This is a genomic window from Streptomyces sp. MP131-18, assembly GCF_001984575.1.
GTDB lineage: Bacteria > Actinomycetota > Actinomycetes > Streptomycetales > Streptomycetaceae > Streptomyces > Streptomyces johnsoniae.
The window spans coordinates 1671973-1689075 of the sequence record NZ_LZNS01000001.1; the positions used below are offsets into that span (position 1 = coordinate 1671973).

General features: G+C 71.7%; 12 protein-coding genes. 3 read left to right on the top strand and 9 right to left on the bottom strand.

Features of this window, described 5'->3' with window-relative positions:
• Window positions 1-6 precede the first annotated feature (6 nt).
• Complete coding sequence (locus tag STBA_RS07305) at window positions 7-771, bottom strand: NAD(P)H-binding protein (RefSeq protein ID WP_077058462.1); 765 nt, start codon at window positions 769-771, stop codon at window positions 7-9.
• A 172-nt stretch (window positions 772-943) separates the two neighbouring features.
• Here STBA_RS07305 and STBA_RS07310 point away from each other — a divergent pair, with 172 nt between their 5' ends.
• Complete coding sequence (locus STBA_RS07310; RefSeq protein ID WP_077058463.1) at window positions 944-2080, top strand: hypothetical protein; 1137 nt, start codon at window positions 944-946, stop codon at window positions 2078-2080.
• A gap of 73 nt (window positions 2081-2153) precedes the next feature.
• Here the strand turns inward: STBA_RS07310 and STBA_RS07315 are convergent, their stop codons facing one another.
• Both STBA_RS07315 and nrdR read right to left on the bottom strand, forming a co-directional pair.
• Window positions 2154-5048, bottom strand: coding sequence for a vitamin B12-dependent ribonucleotide reductase (locus STBA_RS07315; protein WP_077058464.1), 2895 nt, complete (start codon window positions 5046-5048; stop codon window positions 2154-2156).
• Window positions 5049-5171: 123 nt separating this feature from the next.
• Window positions 5172-5705: a transcriptional regulator NrdR gene (gene nrdR, locus STBA_RS07320; protein WP_077058465.1), complete on the bottom strand. Its 534-nt coding sequence runs from the start codon at window positions 5703-5705 to the stop codon at window positions 5172-5174.
• A gap of 454 nt (window positions 5706-6159) precedes the next feature.
• Between nrdR and lexA the strand changes: the two genes are divergently transcribed.
• Window positions 6160-6909 (top strand): transcriptional repressor LexA, encoded by a 750-nt coding sequence (lexA, locus tag STBA_RS07325; RefSeq protein WP_077058466.1) that lies wholly within the window; start codon window positions 6160-6162, stop codon window positions 6907-6909.
• A 17-nt stretch (window positions 6910-6926) separates the two neighbouring features.
• Here the strand turns inward: lexA and STBA_RS07330 are convergent, their stop codons facing one another.
• The 4 genes from STBA_RS07330 to STBA_RS07345 form a co-directional block, all read right to left on the bottom strand.
• A complete protein-coding gene (locus STBA_RS07330) occupies window positions 6927-8927 on the bottom strand; it encodes an ATP-dependent DNA helicase (protein WP_077058467.1) in 2001 nt (666 codons plus the stop codon).
• A 72-nt stretch (window positions 8928-8999) separates the two neighbouring features.
• Window positions 9000-10748 carry an IucA/IucC family siderophore biosynthesis protein gene (locus tag STBA_RS07335; RefSeq protein WP_077058468.1) on the bottom strand — a complete coding sequence of 583 codons (1749 nt, stop codon included), beginning with the start codon at window positions 10746-10748 and terminating at the stop codon, window positions 9000-9002.
• 30 nt (window positions 10749-10778) lie between these two features.
• Window positions 10779-11447, bottom strand: coding sequence for a GNAT family N-acetyltransferase (locus STBA_RS07340; RefSeq protein WP_077058469.1), 669 nt, complete (start codon window positions 11445-11447; stop codon window positions 10779-10781).
• A 10-nt stretch (window positions 11448-11457) separates the two neighbouring features.
• Window positions 11458-13386: an IucA/IucC family protein gene (locus tag STBA_RS07345; RefSeq protein WP_077063162.1), complete on the bottom strand. Its 1929-nt coding sequence runs from the start codon at window positions 13384-13386 to the stop codon at window positions 11458-11460.
• Window positions 13387-13674: 288 nt separating this feature from the next.
• Between STBA_RS07345 and STBA_RS07350 the strand changes: the two genes are divergently transcribed.
• The gene (locus STBA_RS07350; RefSeq protein WP_077058470.1) at window positions 13675-14898 is read left to right on the top strand and encodes a hypothetical protein; all 1224 of its coding nucleotides are present in this window, start codon (window positions 13675-13677) and stop codon (window positions 14896-14898) included.
• An 82-nt stretch (window positions 14899-14980) separates the two neighbouring features.
• On the opposite strand, the gene panD is transcribed toward STBA_RS07350, so the two are convergent.
• Together panD and hflX are read right to left on the bottom strand one after the other, a co-directional pair.
• The gene (gene panD / locus STBA_RS07355) at window positions 14981-15403 is read right to left on the bottom strand and encodes an aspartate 1-decarboxylase (protein ID WP_077058471.1); all 423 of its coding nucleotides are present in this window, start codon (window positions 15401-15403) and stop codon (window positions 14981-14983) included.
• A 196-nt stretch (window positions 15404-15599) separates the two neighbouring features.
• Window positions 15600-17090 (bottom strand): GTPase HflX, encoded by a 1491-nt coding sequence (hflX, locus tag STBA_RS07360; protein WP_077058472.1) that lies wholly within the window; start codon window positions 17088-17090, stop codon window positions 15600-15602.
• Window positions 17091-17103 lie beyond the last annotated feature (13 nt).

A 17103-nucleotide genomic window follows, 5' to 3' on the forward strand; every position in this document is an offset into this window, starting at 1 on the left:
GGGCGGTCACGCCGCCACGTACTCCTCGAAGCCCACCAGGCCCACCGCCCGGTCCGGTGCCAGCAGCGCGCCGTCACGCACCTCTCGGAAGCCCTTGCCCGGGAGCCGCACCGCCACGACCGGCCGGTGCAGACCTTGGGCCCTGGCCGCCGTCCTGGCCAGTTCCCTGGCCGTGCGGATCTCCGGCCCCGCCACGTCCGGCACCCGCCCCTGCGGCCGGCCGACCGCCAGGCCGGCCAGCCGGCTCGCGGCCTCCTGCTCGGCCATCGGCTGCAGGCGCACACCACCGCCCAACGTGAGCACCACCGGCAGCCACCGCTGCGCTCGCACCGCGCGCGTGATCAGACTGTGGAACTGCGTGGCGCGCAGCACGGTCCACGGCAGACCGGATTCCTCGACGATCCGCTCGCACTCGGCCTTGGCACGGCAGAAAGAGACGGATCTCGCCCGGTCGACGCCGACGACCGACACGTACACCACATGCGGCCGTCCGATGCGCAGCGCCGCCCGGGTCAGCCGCCGCGTCATGGCCACGTCCTCGCGCCCGCCCGCCGTGGCACAGTGCACCACGGCATCCACCCCGGTCAGGGCCGCGTCGAGCCCCGCTCCGGTTTTGAGGTCGCCTTCGCTCCACTCGACCGGGAGACGGTCGCCCTCCGGCCGCCCGCGCCGGCTGAGCACCCGTACCTCGTGCTCGTCCTCGAGCAGACGGCGCACGACTTCGCGCCCCAGCGTGCCCGTACCGCCGGTCACCAGAATCACGCTCTGCATGTCTCTCACCTCCGGCTCCCTCCATCGTGACAAAAGCGGCAGGAGCCCGCAGGCCGGAGTGGCGCCGGATCGTTACAACCGCCAGGCCCCGGCGCGGGTCTTCTGTGTGCGGAGGCGCCGGGCCCACAGGTGGTGCCGATCCCCGCCCGATGCCGTGCAGGGAAGGACAGACATGAGGACAGGCCCGCTCGTCAGACTCGCCGTGATCAGCGTCGTCACGGCCATGACCGCATTACTCGTGCCCGCCGCCGTCGCCGCGCCGGCCCCTCGGGAGGCCGGAAGGACGCCGGAGTGGGAGGTGTCCTCCGCGGGCCGGCTGACGTGGGGTTCCCACCTCAGGTCCGTCACCGCGGCCGGGCGGAACGCGGCCTGGGCCGTGGGCAGCCAGAGCGCCGCGGACAGCGGCCAGCAGGGCGTCCTGCTCCGCTGGGACGGGAGGGGATGGCATGAGGACCGCGCCCCCGGCCTGCCGGAAGCCGATCACTGGATATCGGTCAGCGCTGCGGCGCCCGACGACGTGTGGGCCTACGGCTGGAAGGGGCAGGAGGACCTCACGGCCCACTTCGACGGACACCGGTGGCAGCGGGTGCCGCTGCCCGAGGTGCCGGAAGGGGCGAGCCACGGCAGCCTCGCCGAGCTGGCCACCGTTCCCGGAGGCGCCTGGCTCGCCGGAGACCGCTACATCAGCGTTCACGTCGGCGGAGCCTGGCACACGACCGACCTGGGTCCCGGCCACAGCATCCGGGACATACAGGCGGTGTCCACGCGGAACGTCTGGGTTGTGGGAGCGTCGTGGGCCCCTGGGGAGGATGTCCGGCCGGTGGCCAAACACTGGAACGGGTTCGGCTGGGAGGACGAGCCGCCGTCCGAGGCTCGACTGCGCCTCGTCCACCTCTACGCGGAGTCGCGGAACAGCCTGTGGGCCATCGGGGACGTGGTGCCCGTCGGCGAAAATGGCTCGGAGCACCGGCTGCTGCACTGGGACGGACAGCGCTGGCAGGAGGTACCGGCGCCGCTGGAGGGGCTGCTCCCGCAGGCCATCAACGGTGACGGGCGCGGCGGGCTGTGGATCACCGGAGACCCGGAGGGCTGGGAGGGACCGCCGGTCTACTGGCACCACGACGGCCGCAGGTGGACGGAGGTCCGAGGCGACATGGTGACCGGTGGTGCCACCCAGGCGTACAGCATCGCCGACCTGGCGCCCATCGGCCGCACCGGGCGCCTGTGGGCCGTCGGCTCCTACTCGCTGCTCGACGGCCAGGGCGGGGCCAACAGCTACGAGCTGATCCAGCGCTCCACCCGCCGCTGAGGCACGCCCGCGCACGCCGGAGGGGGGAGCCGGCCGGCTCCCCCCTCCTGACCCCGCGGTTTCAGGCCCGGGTTCAGCTGCAACCGCTGGTGGAGCCGCAGCCCTCACAGAGATAGCAGCTCCCCGCGCGGCGCATCTTCGTGCCGCAGGACAGACACAGCGGGGCGTCCGCGTTCAGACCGAGCTGCATCTCCAGCAGCTCCGTCGAGCTGTGCGCCTCCCGCGGAGCGGGCCGCTCGTCGGCCGCCGCCGCAGCCTGCGGCTCCGTGCCGCCGGCCGACTCACGCCGGGGCTCCGCGGTCGGGACCGGGGCCGACTGCGACAGGCCCTCCACGTCCAGCTCATCGTCCGTCGGCTCGTAGGAGCCGGTCTCCAGGTGCCGCTTGCGCTCGGCGGCCGTGTGGATGCCCAGCGCGGACCGGGTCTCGAACGGCAGGAAGTCCAGCGCGAGACGGCGGAAGATGTAGTCCACGATGGACTGCGCCATCCGGACGTCCTGGTCGTCCGTCATCCCGGCCGGCTCGAAGCGCATATTGGTGAACTTCGAGACGTAGGTCTCCAGCGGCACCCCGTACTGAAGGCCGACCGACACCGCGATGGAGAAGGCGTCCATCATGCCCGCCAGGGTGGACCCCTGCTTGGACATCTTGAGGAAGACCTCGCCGAGGCCGTCGTCCGGGTAGGAGTTGGCCGTCATATAGCCTTCCGCGCCGCCCACCGTGAACGACGTGGTGATTCCCGGGCGCCCCTTCGGCAGCCGCTTGCGGACCGGCCGGTACTCGACGATCTTCTCCGGCTCCGGGGTCTCCTCGGACCGCTGCGCCTCCTCCTCCTTCTTCTTGGCGGACAGCGGCTGACCGACCTTGCTGTTCTCGACGTAGACGGCGAGCGCCTTGGTCCCGAGCTTCCAGCCCTGGAGGTAGATCTCCGCGACATCGTCGACGGTGCTGGTGCTCGGCATGTTGACGGTCTTGGAGATCGCCCCGCTGATGAACGGCTGTGCCGCGGCCATCATCCGCACGTGGCCCATCGGCGCGATCGACCGCTCGCCCATGGCGCAGTCGAAGACGTCGTAGTGCTCGTGCCTGAGCCCGGGAGCATCGATGACATTGCCGTGTTCCGCGATGTGGGCGACGATCGCCTCGACCTGCTCGGGCTGGTAGCCGAGCCGCTTGAGGGCCTTGGGCACCGTGTTGTTCACGATTTGCATGGAGCCGCCGCCGACCAGCTTCTTGAACTTCACCAGCGCCAGGTCCGGCTCCACACCCGTCGTGTCGCAGTCCATCATCAGGCCGATGGTCCCGGTGGGCGCGAGCACTGACGCCTGCGCGTTACGGAAACCGTTCTTCTTGCCGAGGCGCAGGACGTCCTGCCATGCCTCCGTGGCCGCCGCCCACACCGGCGTGTCCAGATCGTCCATGCGCTTGGCCGCGGCGTTGGCGTCCGAGTGCTGCCGCATCACCCGGTTGTGCGCGTCCGAGTTGCGTGCGTAGCCCTCGTAGGGACCGACCACCGCGGCCAGCTCCGCGGAACGCCGGTACGAGGTGCCCGTCATCAGGGACGTGATCGCCCCGGCCAGGGCCCGGCCGCCGTCCGAGTCGTACGCGTGGCCGGTAGCCATCAGCAGGGCGCCCAGGTTGGCATAGCCGATGCCCAGTTGCCGGAAGGCCCGCGTGGTCTCGCCGATCTTCCGGGTCGGGAAGTCGGCGAAGCAGATGGAGATGTCCATCGCCGTGATGATCAGCTCGACGACCTTGGCGAAGCGCACGGCGTCGAACGACTGGTTCCCCTCGTCGTCGTCGCTGAGGAACTTCATCAGGTTCAGCGAGGCGAGGTTGCACGAGGAGTTGTCCAGGTGCATGTACTCGCTGCACGGGTTGGACGCCGAAATGCGGCCCGACTCGGGCGAGGTGTGCCAGTGATTGATGACGTCGTCGTACTGAATGCCCGGGTCGGCACAGGCGTGCGCGGCCTCGGCCATTTTCCGGAACAGGTCGGCGGCGTCGACCTCTTCGATGATCTCGCCGCTGATCCGCCCGCGCAGGCCGAACTTCGATCCGGACTCGACGGCCCGCATGAACTCGTCCGTCACCCGCACCGAGTTGTTGGCGTTCTGGTACTGCACCGACGTGATGTCGTCGCCGCCCAGGTCCATGTCGAAGCCCGCGTCCCGCAGCGCGCGGATCTTCTCTTCCTCCTTCACCTTGGTCTCGATGAAGGCCTCGATGTCCGGGTGGTCCACGTCGAGCACGACCATCTTGGCCGCGCGGCGCGTGGCACCGCCCGACTTGATGGTGCCGGCCGAGGCATCGGCTCCGCGCATGAACGAGACCGGCCCCGAGGCGTTGCCACCCGAGGACAGCAGCTCCTTGGAGGAACGGATACGGGAAAGATTCAGCCCGGCGCCGGAACCTCCCTTGAAGATCATCCCCTCTTCCTTGTACCAGTCGAGAATCGACTCCATCGAGTCGTCGACGGACAGGATGAAACAGGCGCTGACCTGCTGGGGCTGGTTGGTGCCCACGTTGAACCAGACCGGCGAGTTGAAGCTGAAGATCTGGTGGAGCAGCGCGTACGCCAGTTCATGCTCGAAGATGTCGGCGTCCGCGGGAGACGCGAAGTACCCGAACTCCTCACCCGCGGCGCGGTACGTCTTCACCACGCGGTCGATCAGCTGCTTCAGCCCCGTCTCCCGCTGCGGCGTGCCCACGGCGCCGCGAAAGTACTTGCTCGTGACGATATTGACCGCATTCACCGACCAGAAGGCAGGAAACTCAACGCCTCGCTGCTCGAAGTTGACCGAGCCGTCGCGCCAGTTGGTCATGACGACGTCACGGCGCTCCCAGACCACCTCGTCGTAGGGGTGCACGCCGGGGGTGGTGTGGATGCGCTCGATCCGCAGACCCTTGCCGCCCTTGCCGCCCTTGGCTCGGGAGCCTCGTGCCGGGCCGCTCGCCGTCTCAGTCATTCCGCCTCCCTGTACGGGCATAACGCCCTGATGCAACCCGGTTCATCCCGGATCACGGATTCTGTTCTCATGGCCGGAACGCGCCGATGCGCCCGGTCAGCTCTTGTGGATTCCGGCCGCGGCTCAGCCTGCGGCGGGGGCGGACCTGCCCTCGGCCCCGGAGGCGGCGGCCGCCGGTCCGGCGGGTGGTCGCGCCTGCCCGGGCCCGTCGGGAGATCCCTCGCGCAACTCGGCGACGGCGGCCTCGAAGTCTTCCAGCGTGTCGAAGGCCCGGTAGACGGACGCGAACCGCAGATAGGCCACCAGGTCGAGCTCGCGGAGCGGCCCGAGTATCGCCAGCCCCACGTCGTGCGTGGACAGCTCGGCGCTGCCGGTGGCGCGGACGGCTTCCTCGACCCGCTGTCCGAGCTGGGCGAGAGCGTCCTCCGTAACCGGGCGGCCCTGACACGCCTTGCGGACGCCGGCGATCACCTTGTCCCGGCTGAACGGCTCGGTCACGCCACTGCGCTTGATGACCATGAGCGACGCGGTCTCGACGGTGGTGAACCGGCGGGAACAGCTCGGACACTGGCGGCGGCGGCGGATCATCGTGCCGTCGTCCGCGGTGCGGCTGTCGACGACACGGCTGTCGGAGTGGCGGCAGAAGGGGCAGTGCAACGCTTCTCTCCCTTCCGGCCTTGACGACACAGCGTGACGGCGCCCTGCGCGAAGGCAGGCCACCCAGGCCCCTGCGCGCCGCTCATGCGGCCCGTCGGGACGGTGTCCAGCATAAGCGATGTCACCCGCCGATGCGGACCGGCAACCACAATTTGTGGTGAGCCACCAGAGATCAGACCACTAGATCTAGGGTTTGGCTGTCAACATCATCGCCCCGCGTGTCGCGGGGCGACAAGAGGGGGCGAGGGAAAGCCGCCGCGGGCCGCATGGGAGGCTATCGCACGGGCGGTTACCGTTCGCGGCCGACTTCCCCGCGGAGCCACGCCGTCATACACCCGAGAACGTGATCAAGTCAGCTCATCTGCGAAATTTCACTCGAACGTGTGTTTGGCGCAACCTTTCGATAGCAACTACCGTTGTCTGACTAGGGAGTACCACCTGAGAAGGGGCCGACATGACCACCGCAGCAGACGACGCCATCACCGCCGCTGAGCGCCGCCAGGACCGGCTCGGGGCCCCGGGAACGCCACCGAGCCGCTCGCTGCCCGGGCGACCTCCCGGCATCCGGGCGGACAGCTCCGGCCTCACCGACCGCCAGCGCCGTGTCATCGAGGTCATCAGGGACTCGGTGCAGCGCCGCGGCTACCCCCCGTCGATGCGGGAGATCGGCCAGGCCGTCGGCCTCTCCAGCACCTCCTCCGTGGCCCACCAGCTGATGGCCCTCGAGCGCAAGGGCTTCCTGCGCCGCGACCCGCACCGCCCCCGCGCGTACGAGGTCCGCGGCGCCGAGACGCCCGCGCCCCAGGCCACGGACACGGCGGGCAAGCCGGCCGCGTCCTATGTCCCGCTGGTGGGGCGCATCGCCGCCGGCGGTCCGATCCTGGCCGAGGAGTCGGTCGAGGACGTCTTCCCTCTCCCCCGGCAGCTCGTCGGTGACGGTGAGCTCTTCGTGCTCAAGGTCGTGGGCGACTCGATGATCGAGACGGCCATCTGCGACGGGGACTGGGTCACCGTCCGCCGCCAGCCCGTCGCGGAGAATGGTGACATCGTCGCCGCCATGCTGGACGGCGAGGCCACGGTGAAGCGTTTCAAGCGCGAGGAGGGCCAGATCTGGCTGGTCCCCCACAATGCGGCCTACCAGCCCATCCCGGGCGACGAGGCCACCATCCTGGGCAAGGTCGTCGCCGTCATGCGGCGCATCTGAGACCGATCCGCCGACTCTCACGACGCGGCGGCGGCCCGCGCTGCCGCGTCGATCGCCGCGAGGGAGCGCCGCACCTGATTCCGGTCGGTGGTGTACCAGAAGTCCGGCATCGAGGCGCGCAGGAAGCTGCCGTACCTCGCTTTGGCCAGCCGCGGGTCCAGGACGGCGACCACGCCGCGGTCGTCCGTGGCCCGGACCAGCCGCCCCGCCCCCTGCGCCATCAGCAGCGCCGCGTGACTCGCCGCGACCGCCATGAAGCCATTGCCCCCGGCCTCCTCCACGGCCTTCTGCCGGGCGCTCACCAGCGGATCGTCCGGTCGCGGGAACGGAATGCGGTCCATCACGACCAACTGGCAGTTCACTCCGGGGACATCGACGCCCTGCCACAGCGAGAGCGTGCCGAAGAGGCAGGTCCGCGCATCGGCCGCGAAGGACCGGATCAGCTCGCCGAGAGTCTCCTCGCCCTGGAGCAGGATCGGCATGTCCAGCCGGCCCCGCAGCTCCTCGGCCGCGGCCTGCGCGCCACGCATCGAGGAGAAGAGCCCGAGTGTGCGCCCGCCGGCCGCTTCCACCAGCTCGGACAGCTCGTCCAGCATGTCGGCACGGCTGCCCTCCCGGCCGGGCGGGGAAAGATGCTGCGCGACGTAGAGGATGCCCTGCTTGCGGTACTCGAACGGGGACCCGACGTCGAGTCCCCGCCACTCGGGCAGTTCCTCGCCGTGGTCCCCCTCCGGGGCGAGCCCGAGCGACGCGCCCACCCCGTTGAAATCGCCGCCGAGCTTGAGGGTCGCCGAGGTCAGCACCACCGACCTGTCCGCGAACAGCTTCTCCCGCAGCAGGCCCGACACCGACAGCGGGGCGACGCGCAGCGAGGCACCGTATCGGTCGTGCCGCTCGTACCACACCACGTCGTACTCCGAGCCCTGCACAATGCGCTCGGAGACCTCCTGCACCGACTCGATCGAGGCCAGGGCCTGCTTGCGCACGGCGTCCTCGTCGGACAGCGACGCGTCGCGCGTGCCCCCGATGGCGGTGATCACGGCGCGTGCGGCGTCCCGCAGCGCGGCAAGGGCGTACCCGAGGTCCTCGGGGATCTTCTCCAGCCGACCGGGCAGCGCCAGCTCCATCAGCCGCTCGAACGTCTCGGCGGCGGTCTGGAGCTGATCGGCGATCTTTTCGTCGATGAGCTTGGCGGCCCGCCGCACCGCCCGGTTGACCCCGCCGGGGGTCAGCTCTCCGGTGGCGACGCCGGTCACGCGTGAGACCAGCTCGTGTGCCTCGTCGACGATGAGGACGTCGTGGCCCGGCAGCACGGGGGCGCCCTCGATCGCGTCGATGGCGAGCAGCGCATGGTTGGTGACGATGACCTCGGCGAGCTTGGCCCGCTCCCGCGCGGCCTCGGCGAAGCACTCGGCGCCGTACACACATTTGCTCGCGCCCAGGCACTCGCGGGAGGAGACCGACACCTGCGACCACGCCCGGTCGGACACCCCTGGAGTCAGATCGTCGCGGTCGCCGGTCTCCGTCTCGTCGGACCACTCCCGCAGCCGCAGCAGATCCTTGCCCAGCTTGCTGGTGGGCGTGCCGGGCAGGGACTGCGCCGCCTCGAACTGGTCGAAGAGACCGTCCTCGTCGTCCTGCGGAACGCCCTCGTGCAGGCGGTGCAGGCACACGTAGTTGGACCGGCCCTTGAGCGTCGCGTACTCGGGGCGGCGCCGCAGCACCGGGTGCAGCGCCTCCACGGTGCGCGGCAGGTCCCGCTCGATGAGCTGCCGCTGCAGGGCGAGCGTCGCGGTGGCGACGATGACGCGATCGCCCTGCGCGATGGCCGGAACCAGATATCCGAGGGACTTTCCGGTGCCGGTGCCCGCCTGGACCAGCAGGTGGGTGCCGCCCTCGATGGCCGCGGCCACGGCCTCCGCCATGGCGACCTGTCCCGGCCGCTCGGTCCCTCCGACGGCGGAGACCGCGGCGTGCAGCAGATCGTGGAGGGCCGGCCCCCCGGATGTGGCAGTCATAGGGCAGTCACCTTACGCGGCGCCACTGACAGCGGCGAGCCGACCGGGCACGGACCGGTACGGACCGGCCGTTCATGGAGTGTGGAGAGGGTTCGCGACCGTGCCGTGCACCGCCGCGTGCGGACGCCGCGCGCGGTCCCGGTAGCCGTCGAGATGAAGCCTGTTGCGGTTGAGGCACAGGCGGTCGATGCGCGGGGTGAGCAGGTCGAACGTCTCGTACCTGCTCTTGAGGTCGGGGAACCGCTGCTGGTGCTGAAGGATCTCCGCCCGGACGAGTGACCAGAAGTCGGCCTCGGGCACCCGCAGTTGCTCCTCGAACAGCGGAGCGAGATACCGGAAGACCCCGATGAAGAGACCGGAGTGGATGAACTGGGTGAGGAACGCGGGCGGTTCCGTCAGGAGTGTGCCGCGTACCAGGGCCGGGATGCCGTCGAACTCGGGTATCGGCTCGGCACTCAGGTTGACGTCGTCGACGAAATCCTTCACGGCGAGGCGGACCGGCACGTCGGACTCGTCGAAGACGACAAGCGCGTTCTCGCCGTGCGGCGAGAAGACGGTGCCGTACCGGTACAGGAAGTGCAGCAGCGGCGGCAGCAGCGCGGCGAAGAGGCGCCGCAGCCAGGCGCGCGGCGCGAGCCCCGACCGGCGCACGAGCTCGGCGGCGAGGGACCTGCCGTCCGGATCGGTCCAGAGGAGGGCCGCGAGGGTCCTGGCCCGCTCCCCCGGGCCGAGGTAGGGGCCGATCGGCTCGCGCCATATGCAGCCGAGCAGCTCGCGGTACTGGTAGGGAACGCCGGGCAGCCGGTCGTACAGGGGGTGTTCCACGGTGACGGAGGCGGTTTCGCCGAGCAGGATGACGCGGGTTTCCTCGGCGAGGAACGGGTCCCGGGCGCGCACCTGGTGCATCCACGCGGTGACGGCCGGGGCGGCGAGGGTGCGTTCGGTGGGCAGCCCGCGCCAGACCAGCGTGTTGAGGATGGACAGCGGCAGCTTGACGCTGCGGGCGTCGGGCCGGGAAACGTTCAGGAAGGTGCGGATCGACTGCTGCGGCAGCCGTAGATCCCCGTCGGAGGGCAGGGGTATGACCCCGCGGGCCGCGATCTGGGGCGCGTAGAGCGGGGCTATCGTCTCGTCCCACTGCCAGGGGTGCACCGGAAGCCACAGGTAGTCGGCCGGGTCCCGCCCCTCGTCGGCGACGGCGCGGGCGAACGTGTGGCGGGTGGCCGGCGTCAGCTCGTCGGCGTAGAGGCGGTCGGGGGTGGCGAGGGCGGGCACGCCGCGGTAGCGGGCGAGGTCGCGGTGGACGGCGAGCCACGGCAGCGGCTGCGGGCTGCGCGCCTCCGGCGCCCAGCGGGCGGCGTCGGAGGCGGAGAAGCCGACCCGGCCCTTGTTGGCGACGAGCCAGGGGTGCCCGGTCTGCCGGCCCTCCAGGTCGGCGTGGTCGAGGTCGGCGAGCTGTGCGGCGGTGAGCGCGCCGTCGGCGAGGGTGACGTCCGCGCTGAGAGTGGCCGTCAGCTCCCGGATCAGGTGCCCCGTGGTGTCCCCCGACAGCCCGAGCAGCCCGTCGTGCGCGCGGGCGACGAACTCCAGCGGGTCGGCGGCGGGGGTGATGGACCCGGGGTCCACCCGCCAGTGGCCGTAGGCCCCGCGCCGCGCACGGAAGCGGTACGTCAGGTCGCTGCCGACGGGCAGGTGGTAGGCGTCGGCGGGCGAGCCGTCGGCCCTGGGCCTGATGACGTCCTCGTAGGCGAACTCGGCGAGCATCTTGGCAAGTAGCCTGCGGGCGGCATGGTGCCAGGCCGACTCGGGTGCGCGGTGCATCGGACCTCCAGGGTGATGGGGACGGGCCGGTCAGCGGTCTCTGAGCATCAGTGCGGCACGTTTGTCCGGCAGGTCGGCCTCGGCGGCCTTGCGGAAGCCGGCCGCCCGGAACGCCGCGATCGAGGCGGTGTTGCGCACGTCCGGCTCGGCGACGACGCGCGGGCAGCGCGGCCGGTGGCGCAGCACGAGGTCGGCGACTCCGCGCAGCAGCGCGGCGCCGATGCCGCGCCCGCGGTCCTCGGCGCTGCCGATCAGTACGTGCACCCCCGTGTCGTGCAGCCGGGAGGGGTAGTAGCGGGCGAGGGGGTCGAGATCGGCGCGGTAGATCTCCCAGTAGCTCATCGGCAGGCCGTCCAGGACCCCGAGGCAGGGCACGCTGCGGCCGTCGCCGTTCAGCTGCTGTGCGAGGTGTGCCCCGGTGCGCCCGGCCGGACCCGCCAGCAGCCAGAAGGCGTCGACCACCGGATCGTTCATCCAGGTGGCGACGAGCGACAGATCGCGGTCGAGCTGCACGGGAACGAGCTGGAGCACACCCGCCGCGGTGGCGATGGGGCCCCAGTCGGCGACGCGGTCCAGCGGGTCGGGGCCGTACGGGCCCGGCTCGGTGCCGTAGGCGGCTGGGGCGCCGGTCAGGTCGGGCGGCAGGTCGAGGTCGGCGGTGTCCTCTCCGCCGTCGGTGCCGGTGTCGGGGGCGGGCACGCGGGCTCCTTCAGACCGTGGCGAGCGGGTTGGGGACGGTGACGTAGACCGACTGGCCGTCGACGGGGCCGACCAGCTCGTCCAGACCGTGCAGCCGGGTCAGCAGGTTGGCCTTGCACCGCAGGGACTTGGCGTCGAGCAGGCGGCCCACCAGCGGCGACACGGGCCCGGTGGCCAGGGCCTCGTCGGCCAGGAAGCGACGGCACACGGCGAGCAGCGCCTGCTCGTCGCCGAGCCCCTGGGCGCCGAACGCGCCGACCAGGCCCAGCACGTTGTTGATGCCGGCGTAGTAGGCGAACCGCTCATCGGCGACCTCATCGGTCACGAACGTGTCGGACTCCTCGCCGAGCCCGGGCAGCCGGCGCCGGAGCGCGTCGCGCCGCGAGGCGCGGAAGTAGTAGCCCTGGTTGTCGCGGAAGCGCCCGCCCGCCGGCCAGCCATCGGCGTCGAGCAGCACCAACGTGTTCTGCTGGTGGGCCTCCAGGGCGATCCCGGCGTGCGCGTCGAGCCACAGCAGCGGACGCAGAACCGCCCGCAGGTAGCGCAGCAGCCACTCCGCGGCCACGACGTGCACCGGCCGGCCGGTGCGTCCGGCCAGCGCGCGCACCACGTCCGCCAGCCGGGAGCCGAGACGGGGAGCCGCGTCGCCGGGCCGGGGGCGGGGGCCGGTGAGGGCGGCGAGGCACAGGACGTCGTCGCCGGGGCAGAACGGGCTCTGCCGCAGCAGCACGTCGAGCCCGGGAACGGGCCGGCCCTCGGCGTCGTCGACCGCGAGCCACGCCGGGTCGCGCACGATGTCGAAGCCGGGGCAGGCGGCCCGCCACTCCTCGGCGAGCCCGGCGTCGAGCAGCCGGTGGACCTCCACACCGCGGTGCAGCTCCTTCCGCAGGTTTTCGCGGCGGGAGTTGGTGATGCGCAGCGCGAGCGACAGCTTGAGCATGGCGGGGGCGCCGGGCCGGTGAACGGTGCGCACCGACGAGGTGGGGTACCACGGGGTGCCGTGCGGCCCCAGATCGTGCAGCAGGCCCGCTTCGAACAGCGCGGCCACGGCCGGGCGTTGCGCCAGGTCCCTGGCCTGCCAGGGGTGCAGCGGCAGGACGGCGGTGTCCGGCGGAACGGTGAGGCCCGGCCCGGCGAGCCGTGCGGTGAGCGCGTCCGCGGCGACCGTCCGGCCGTTCTCGTGCCAGGCCGAGTCGCCCGCCAGCACGGCACGGTCCACCGCGAACCAGTGCAGCCGGAACGCGCCGCGCAGCTCCGGTGAGCAGCGGCGGGCCTCCGCTCCGGTGAGGCCGTCGCGGCTCTTCGGCGTCGGGTGCAGGGGATGCCCGAAAAGGATGGACTGCTCCGCATCGAGGAACGCGTGGCCGTGTGCGGCGGGGTCCGGGTCCGCGCGCCTGGCACCCAGGAACTCCGCGGTGCGGCGGGCGGAGTCGGCGACCCGCCCCACCAGGTCCATCGCCTCAGCGGCCCGCCGTGCCTCGCCCCCGGCGGTGCCCTCCCCCGCGGCCGGCTCGCGGGCGAGCAGCGCGGCGAGGGTGACGGCGTCCAGGGGGCGTGCGCCGGCGGGCGCGTCCTCGAACGCGACGGTGCCGAACCGGTGCCAACCGGTCGCCGACCAGTGCCGCACGGGAACGCGCAGCACCGCACCCGAGGCGGGCAGCGGCAGCAGAAGCGTGCCGTCCCCGGGGCGCTCGGCACCGGCCTCGCGGACCCAGCACCTCAGCAGGCATTCGATCGCGGCCGCGTCGGCGGCCAGGACGGGGTCGGCATGCTCCAGCGGATCGGCCGGCTCCGGATCGGCACCTGGCGCGGGCCCGGCGGGCCGCGCGTCGGCGACGGGGCGGCGCGGGCCGGGCAGCTCCATGAGCCGGGCGAGCCGCCGGCGGACCGGCCGACGCTCACCGGACGGGCTCCGTTCGGGACGGGGGCGTGCGTTCATCCGTGTGCGGCGCACGTGCCGGGCACGGGACAGAACCCGGCGGCGCCTCCTCCTCTGTGGTCACCTGGCCGTCAACGCCTTGGCGTTCCTCCACCCGTATTAACGACACGGCGCACGCCGGATCACGGCCTCCGGCAAGATCCTTTCGGCTCGCCGGCCAACCAGTACGGAACCGGGGACCCGGCTGCGGCCGTCCTCAAGGTCACCGGCATAGTTGGGGGACCGCCTCCGGCCACTGCGGGCGCAGGCAGGCAACACCTTCAGGATCACATCAGGGGGAGTGCACCCATGTCATCGATACGCAGGCGACGATCACGTCGCCGCGCCGGCCTGGCCGTGACGGCCCTGGCCGCGGCGCTGGCGCTCACCGCCACCGCCTGCAACGGCGACGAGGAGTCGGGCGACGACGCGTCCGAGCAGCCGGGCGAGGACGGGTCGACGGGGGACGACCGCCTTCAGGAGCTGCTCGACACCCTGCCGTTCGAGGTCGATGTGGATGCCTGGATGGACGGCGGCTGGGCCGACTGGGACCGCGACACCTGGCTGCGCGAGGTCGGGGACTTCTTCAACCCGATCATCCAGGACCTGTGGGACCAGGACCGCATGGGCGAGGCCGAGGACCCCGATCAGTCGATCGACGACGACCAGATCGAGGAGGACCCGAACGCGCCCGAGGCCGACAGCCCCGAGGCCGACCGCGGGATCACCGACCCCGAGCCCGCCCCGGTCGAGGCGGTCGCGGTCGACACCCCGTACACGGAGCACGGCGCGCCGATAGGCAAGGTCTTCTTCGACAGCCCCGAGGGCCCGATGGTCTGCTCCGGCACCGTCGTCGCCGACCCGAACGCCCCCGGCCAGTCCAACCTCGTGGCCACCGCGGGCCACTGCGTGCACGCCGGCTCCGGCGGCGGCTGGTACCGCAACCTCAGCTTCGTTCCCGCGTACAACAACAACGGGCTGAGCGCCGACGAGCTGGCGAGCGCGCCCTACGAAGAGGTCGCGCCGTACGGGGCCTACTGGGCCGAGTACGTGTCCACCACCCAGTACTGGATCGACAACGGCACCATGACCGGCGGTGACGGCGCCCACGGCGACTTCGCGGTCATGTCGGTGGTGCCCGAGGACGACAGCGGCCTGTCCCTGGAGGAGCAGGTCGGCGCGGCCCTCGATGTCAACTTCGACGCGCCTGCCGTCGCCGGGCTCGGCGACGTCACGCTGTACGGCTTCCCCGCCGGGGAGCCCTACGACGGCGCCATGATGTACAGCTGCGTCGACACCCCGGGGCGGCTGTCCATGGACGCGTCGATGCCGGTGATGTACTGGGCCGGCTGCACGATGACCGGCGGCTCCTCCGGCGGCCCGTGGCTGCGGACGAACGAGGCCGGGGAGGCCGAGCTGGTCTCGGTCAACTCGATCGGCCCGCTGGAGAGCACCTGGCTGGCAGGCCCGCGGCTGGACGTGGAGGCGCAGGAGGTCTTCGACCACGTGAGCACCGTGGAGGCGGGGGGCTGACACTCCCTCGGACCCGCGCATGCGAGGGGCCCGGCGTCCGCACTGGCGGATGCCGGGCCCCTCGCGTGCGTCCCCGCCGGATTCAGCCGCCGGCCGTGGCCAGCGGGCTGCGCAGGGTATCGCCGCCCGGTACCGGCTCCGAGGGGTCGGAGCCGAGCGCGACGATGCGGTTGGCGCCGTCGACGTGCACCACCGCAGGGCGCATCCGACGGGCCTCCGCGTCGTCCACCTGTGCGTAGCTGATGAGAATGACGAGGTGGCCGGGCTGGACGAGGCGGGCGGCGGCACCGTTGATGCCGATGACGCCCGAGTCGCGTTCGCCCTCGATGACGTAGGTCTCCAGCCGGGCTCCGTTGTCGATGTCGACAATCTGGACCTGCTCGCCCGGCAACAGGTCCGCGGCCTCCATCAGCGCCGCGTCCACGGTCACGGAGCCGACGTAGTGCAGGTCGGCCTGGGTCACCGTGGCCCGGTGGATCTTCGACTTGAACATGGTGCGCAGCACGTCGCAGCTCTCCCCTGGTCCGTGAGGTCGCGTTCCCGCTGACCGGGATACGCGCCGATGCCTCCATGCTAGCCGCGCGCCGGACGGGTGTTCGGCCCGGCATCCGGTCCGTGGCTTCCGTCCGGGGCCGGGACAGGGTAAGGCCCCGCCCCTCGCGAGGGGCGGGGCCTTACACGTCTGCCGAACGCGTCCCCGCTCAGCGGCGGGCCGCGGGCATGTACGGCTCGAGCAGGGCGGCCAGCTCCTGGTGGACCTGGGCCTTCAGCAGGGTGCCCTCGCCGGTGTGCTCCTCCGAGAGCACCTCGCCCTCGGCGTGCATCCGGGAGACCAGCGCCCCCTGGGTGTAGGGCAGGAGCACCTCCAGCTCCACGGCCGGGCGCGGCAGCTCCGTGTCGATCCAGGCCAGCAGCTCGGGGATGCCGAGCCCGGTCCGCGCCGACACTGCGATCGCCCGCTTCTCCGCACGCAGCAGCCGCTGGAGCGTCAGCTCGTCGGCGGCGTCCGCCTTGTTGACCACCACGATCTCCGGCACGCGGTGCGCGCCGACGTCGCGGATCACCTCGCGGACCGAGGCCAGCTGCTCCTCCGGCGCCGGATGGGCGCCGTCCACCACGTGCAGGATCAGGTCGGCCTCGCCGACCTCCTCCATCGTGGAACGGAATGCCTCCACCAGATGGTGCGGCAGGTGCCGCACGAAGCCGACCGTGTCGGCCAGCGTGTACACGCGGCCGGAGGGCGTCGTCGCCCGCCGGACCGTCGGGTCCAGCGTGGCGAACAGCGCGTTCTCCACGAGGACGCCGGCGCCGGTCAGCTGGTTGAGCAGCGAGGACTTGCCCGCGTTGGTGTATCCGGCGATGGCGACGGACGGCACCTTGTTGCGGTGGCGCTCCTGGCGCTTCAGCTCGCGGCCGTGCTTCATGTCCGCGATCTCCCGGCGCATCTTCGCCATCTTCTCGCGGATGCGCCGCCGGTCGGTCTCGATCTTGGTCTCACCGGGACCGCGGGTCGCCATCCCGCCGCCACCGCTGCTCGATCCGCCGCCGCCCATCTGCCGGGAGAGCGACTGGCCCCAGCCGCGCAGACGCGGCAGCATGTACTGCATCTGGGCCAGCGAGACCTGCGCCTTGCCCTCGCGGGACTTGGCGTGCTGGGCGAAGATGTCGAGGATCAGAGCGGTGCGGTCGACCACCTTGACCTTGACGACGTCCTCCAGGTGGATCAGCTGGCCCGGGCTCAGCTCACCGTCGCACACGACGGTGTCCGCGCCGCTCTCCAGCACCAGGTCACGCAGCTCCTGCGCCTTGCCGGAGCCGATGTAGGTGGCGGGATCCGGCTTGTCGCGGCGCTGGATCACGCCGTCCAGCACGAGAGCGCCCGCGGTCTCCGCGAGCGCGGCCAGCTCCGCGAGTGAGTTCTCCGCGTCCTGCGCCGTGCCCGAGGTCCATACGCCGACCAGCACGACGCGCTCCAGGCGCAGCTGGCGGTACTCGACCTCGGTGATGTCCTCGAGCTCGGTGGACAGGCCGATGACCCTGCGCAGCGCGGCGCGCTCGTCGCGGTCGATCTGCTCGCCGTCCTGGTCACCGGGCCGGAACTCGCTCCGGGCAACGTCCTCATCCATCAGGGCGTCTGCCCGGCGGCTCGCGGTGCGGCGCTGGTGGTCCTGAGGAAGGGAAGAGAAGGTCAATGCGTTCCTTAGA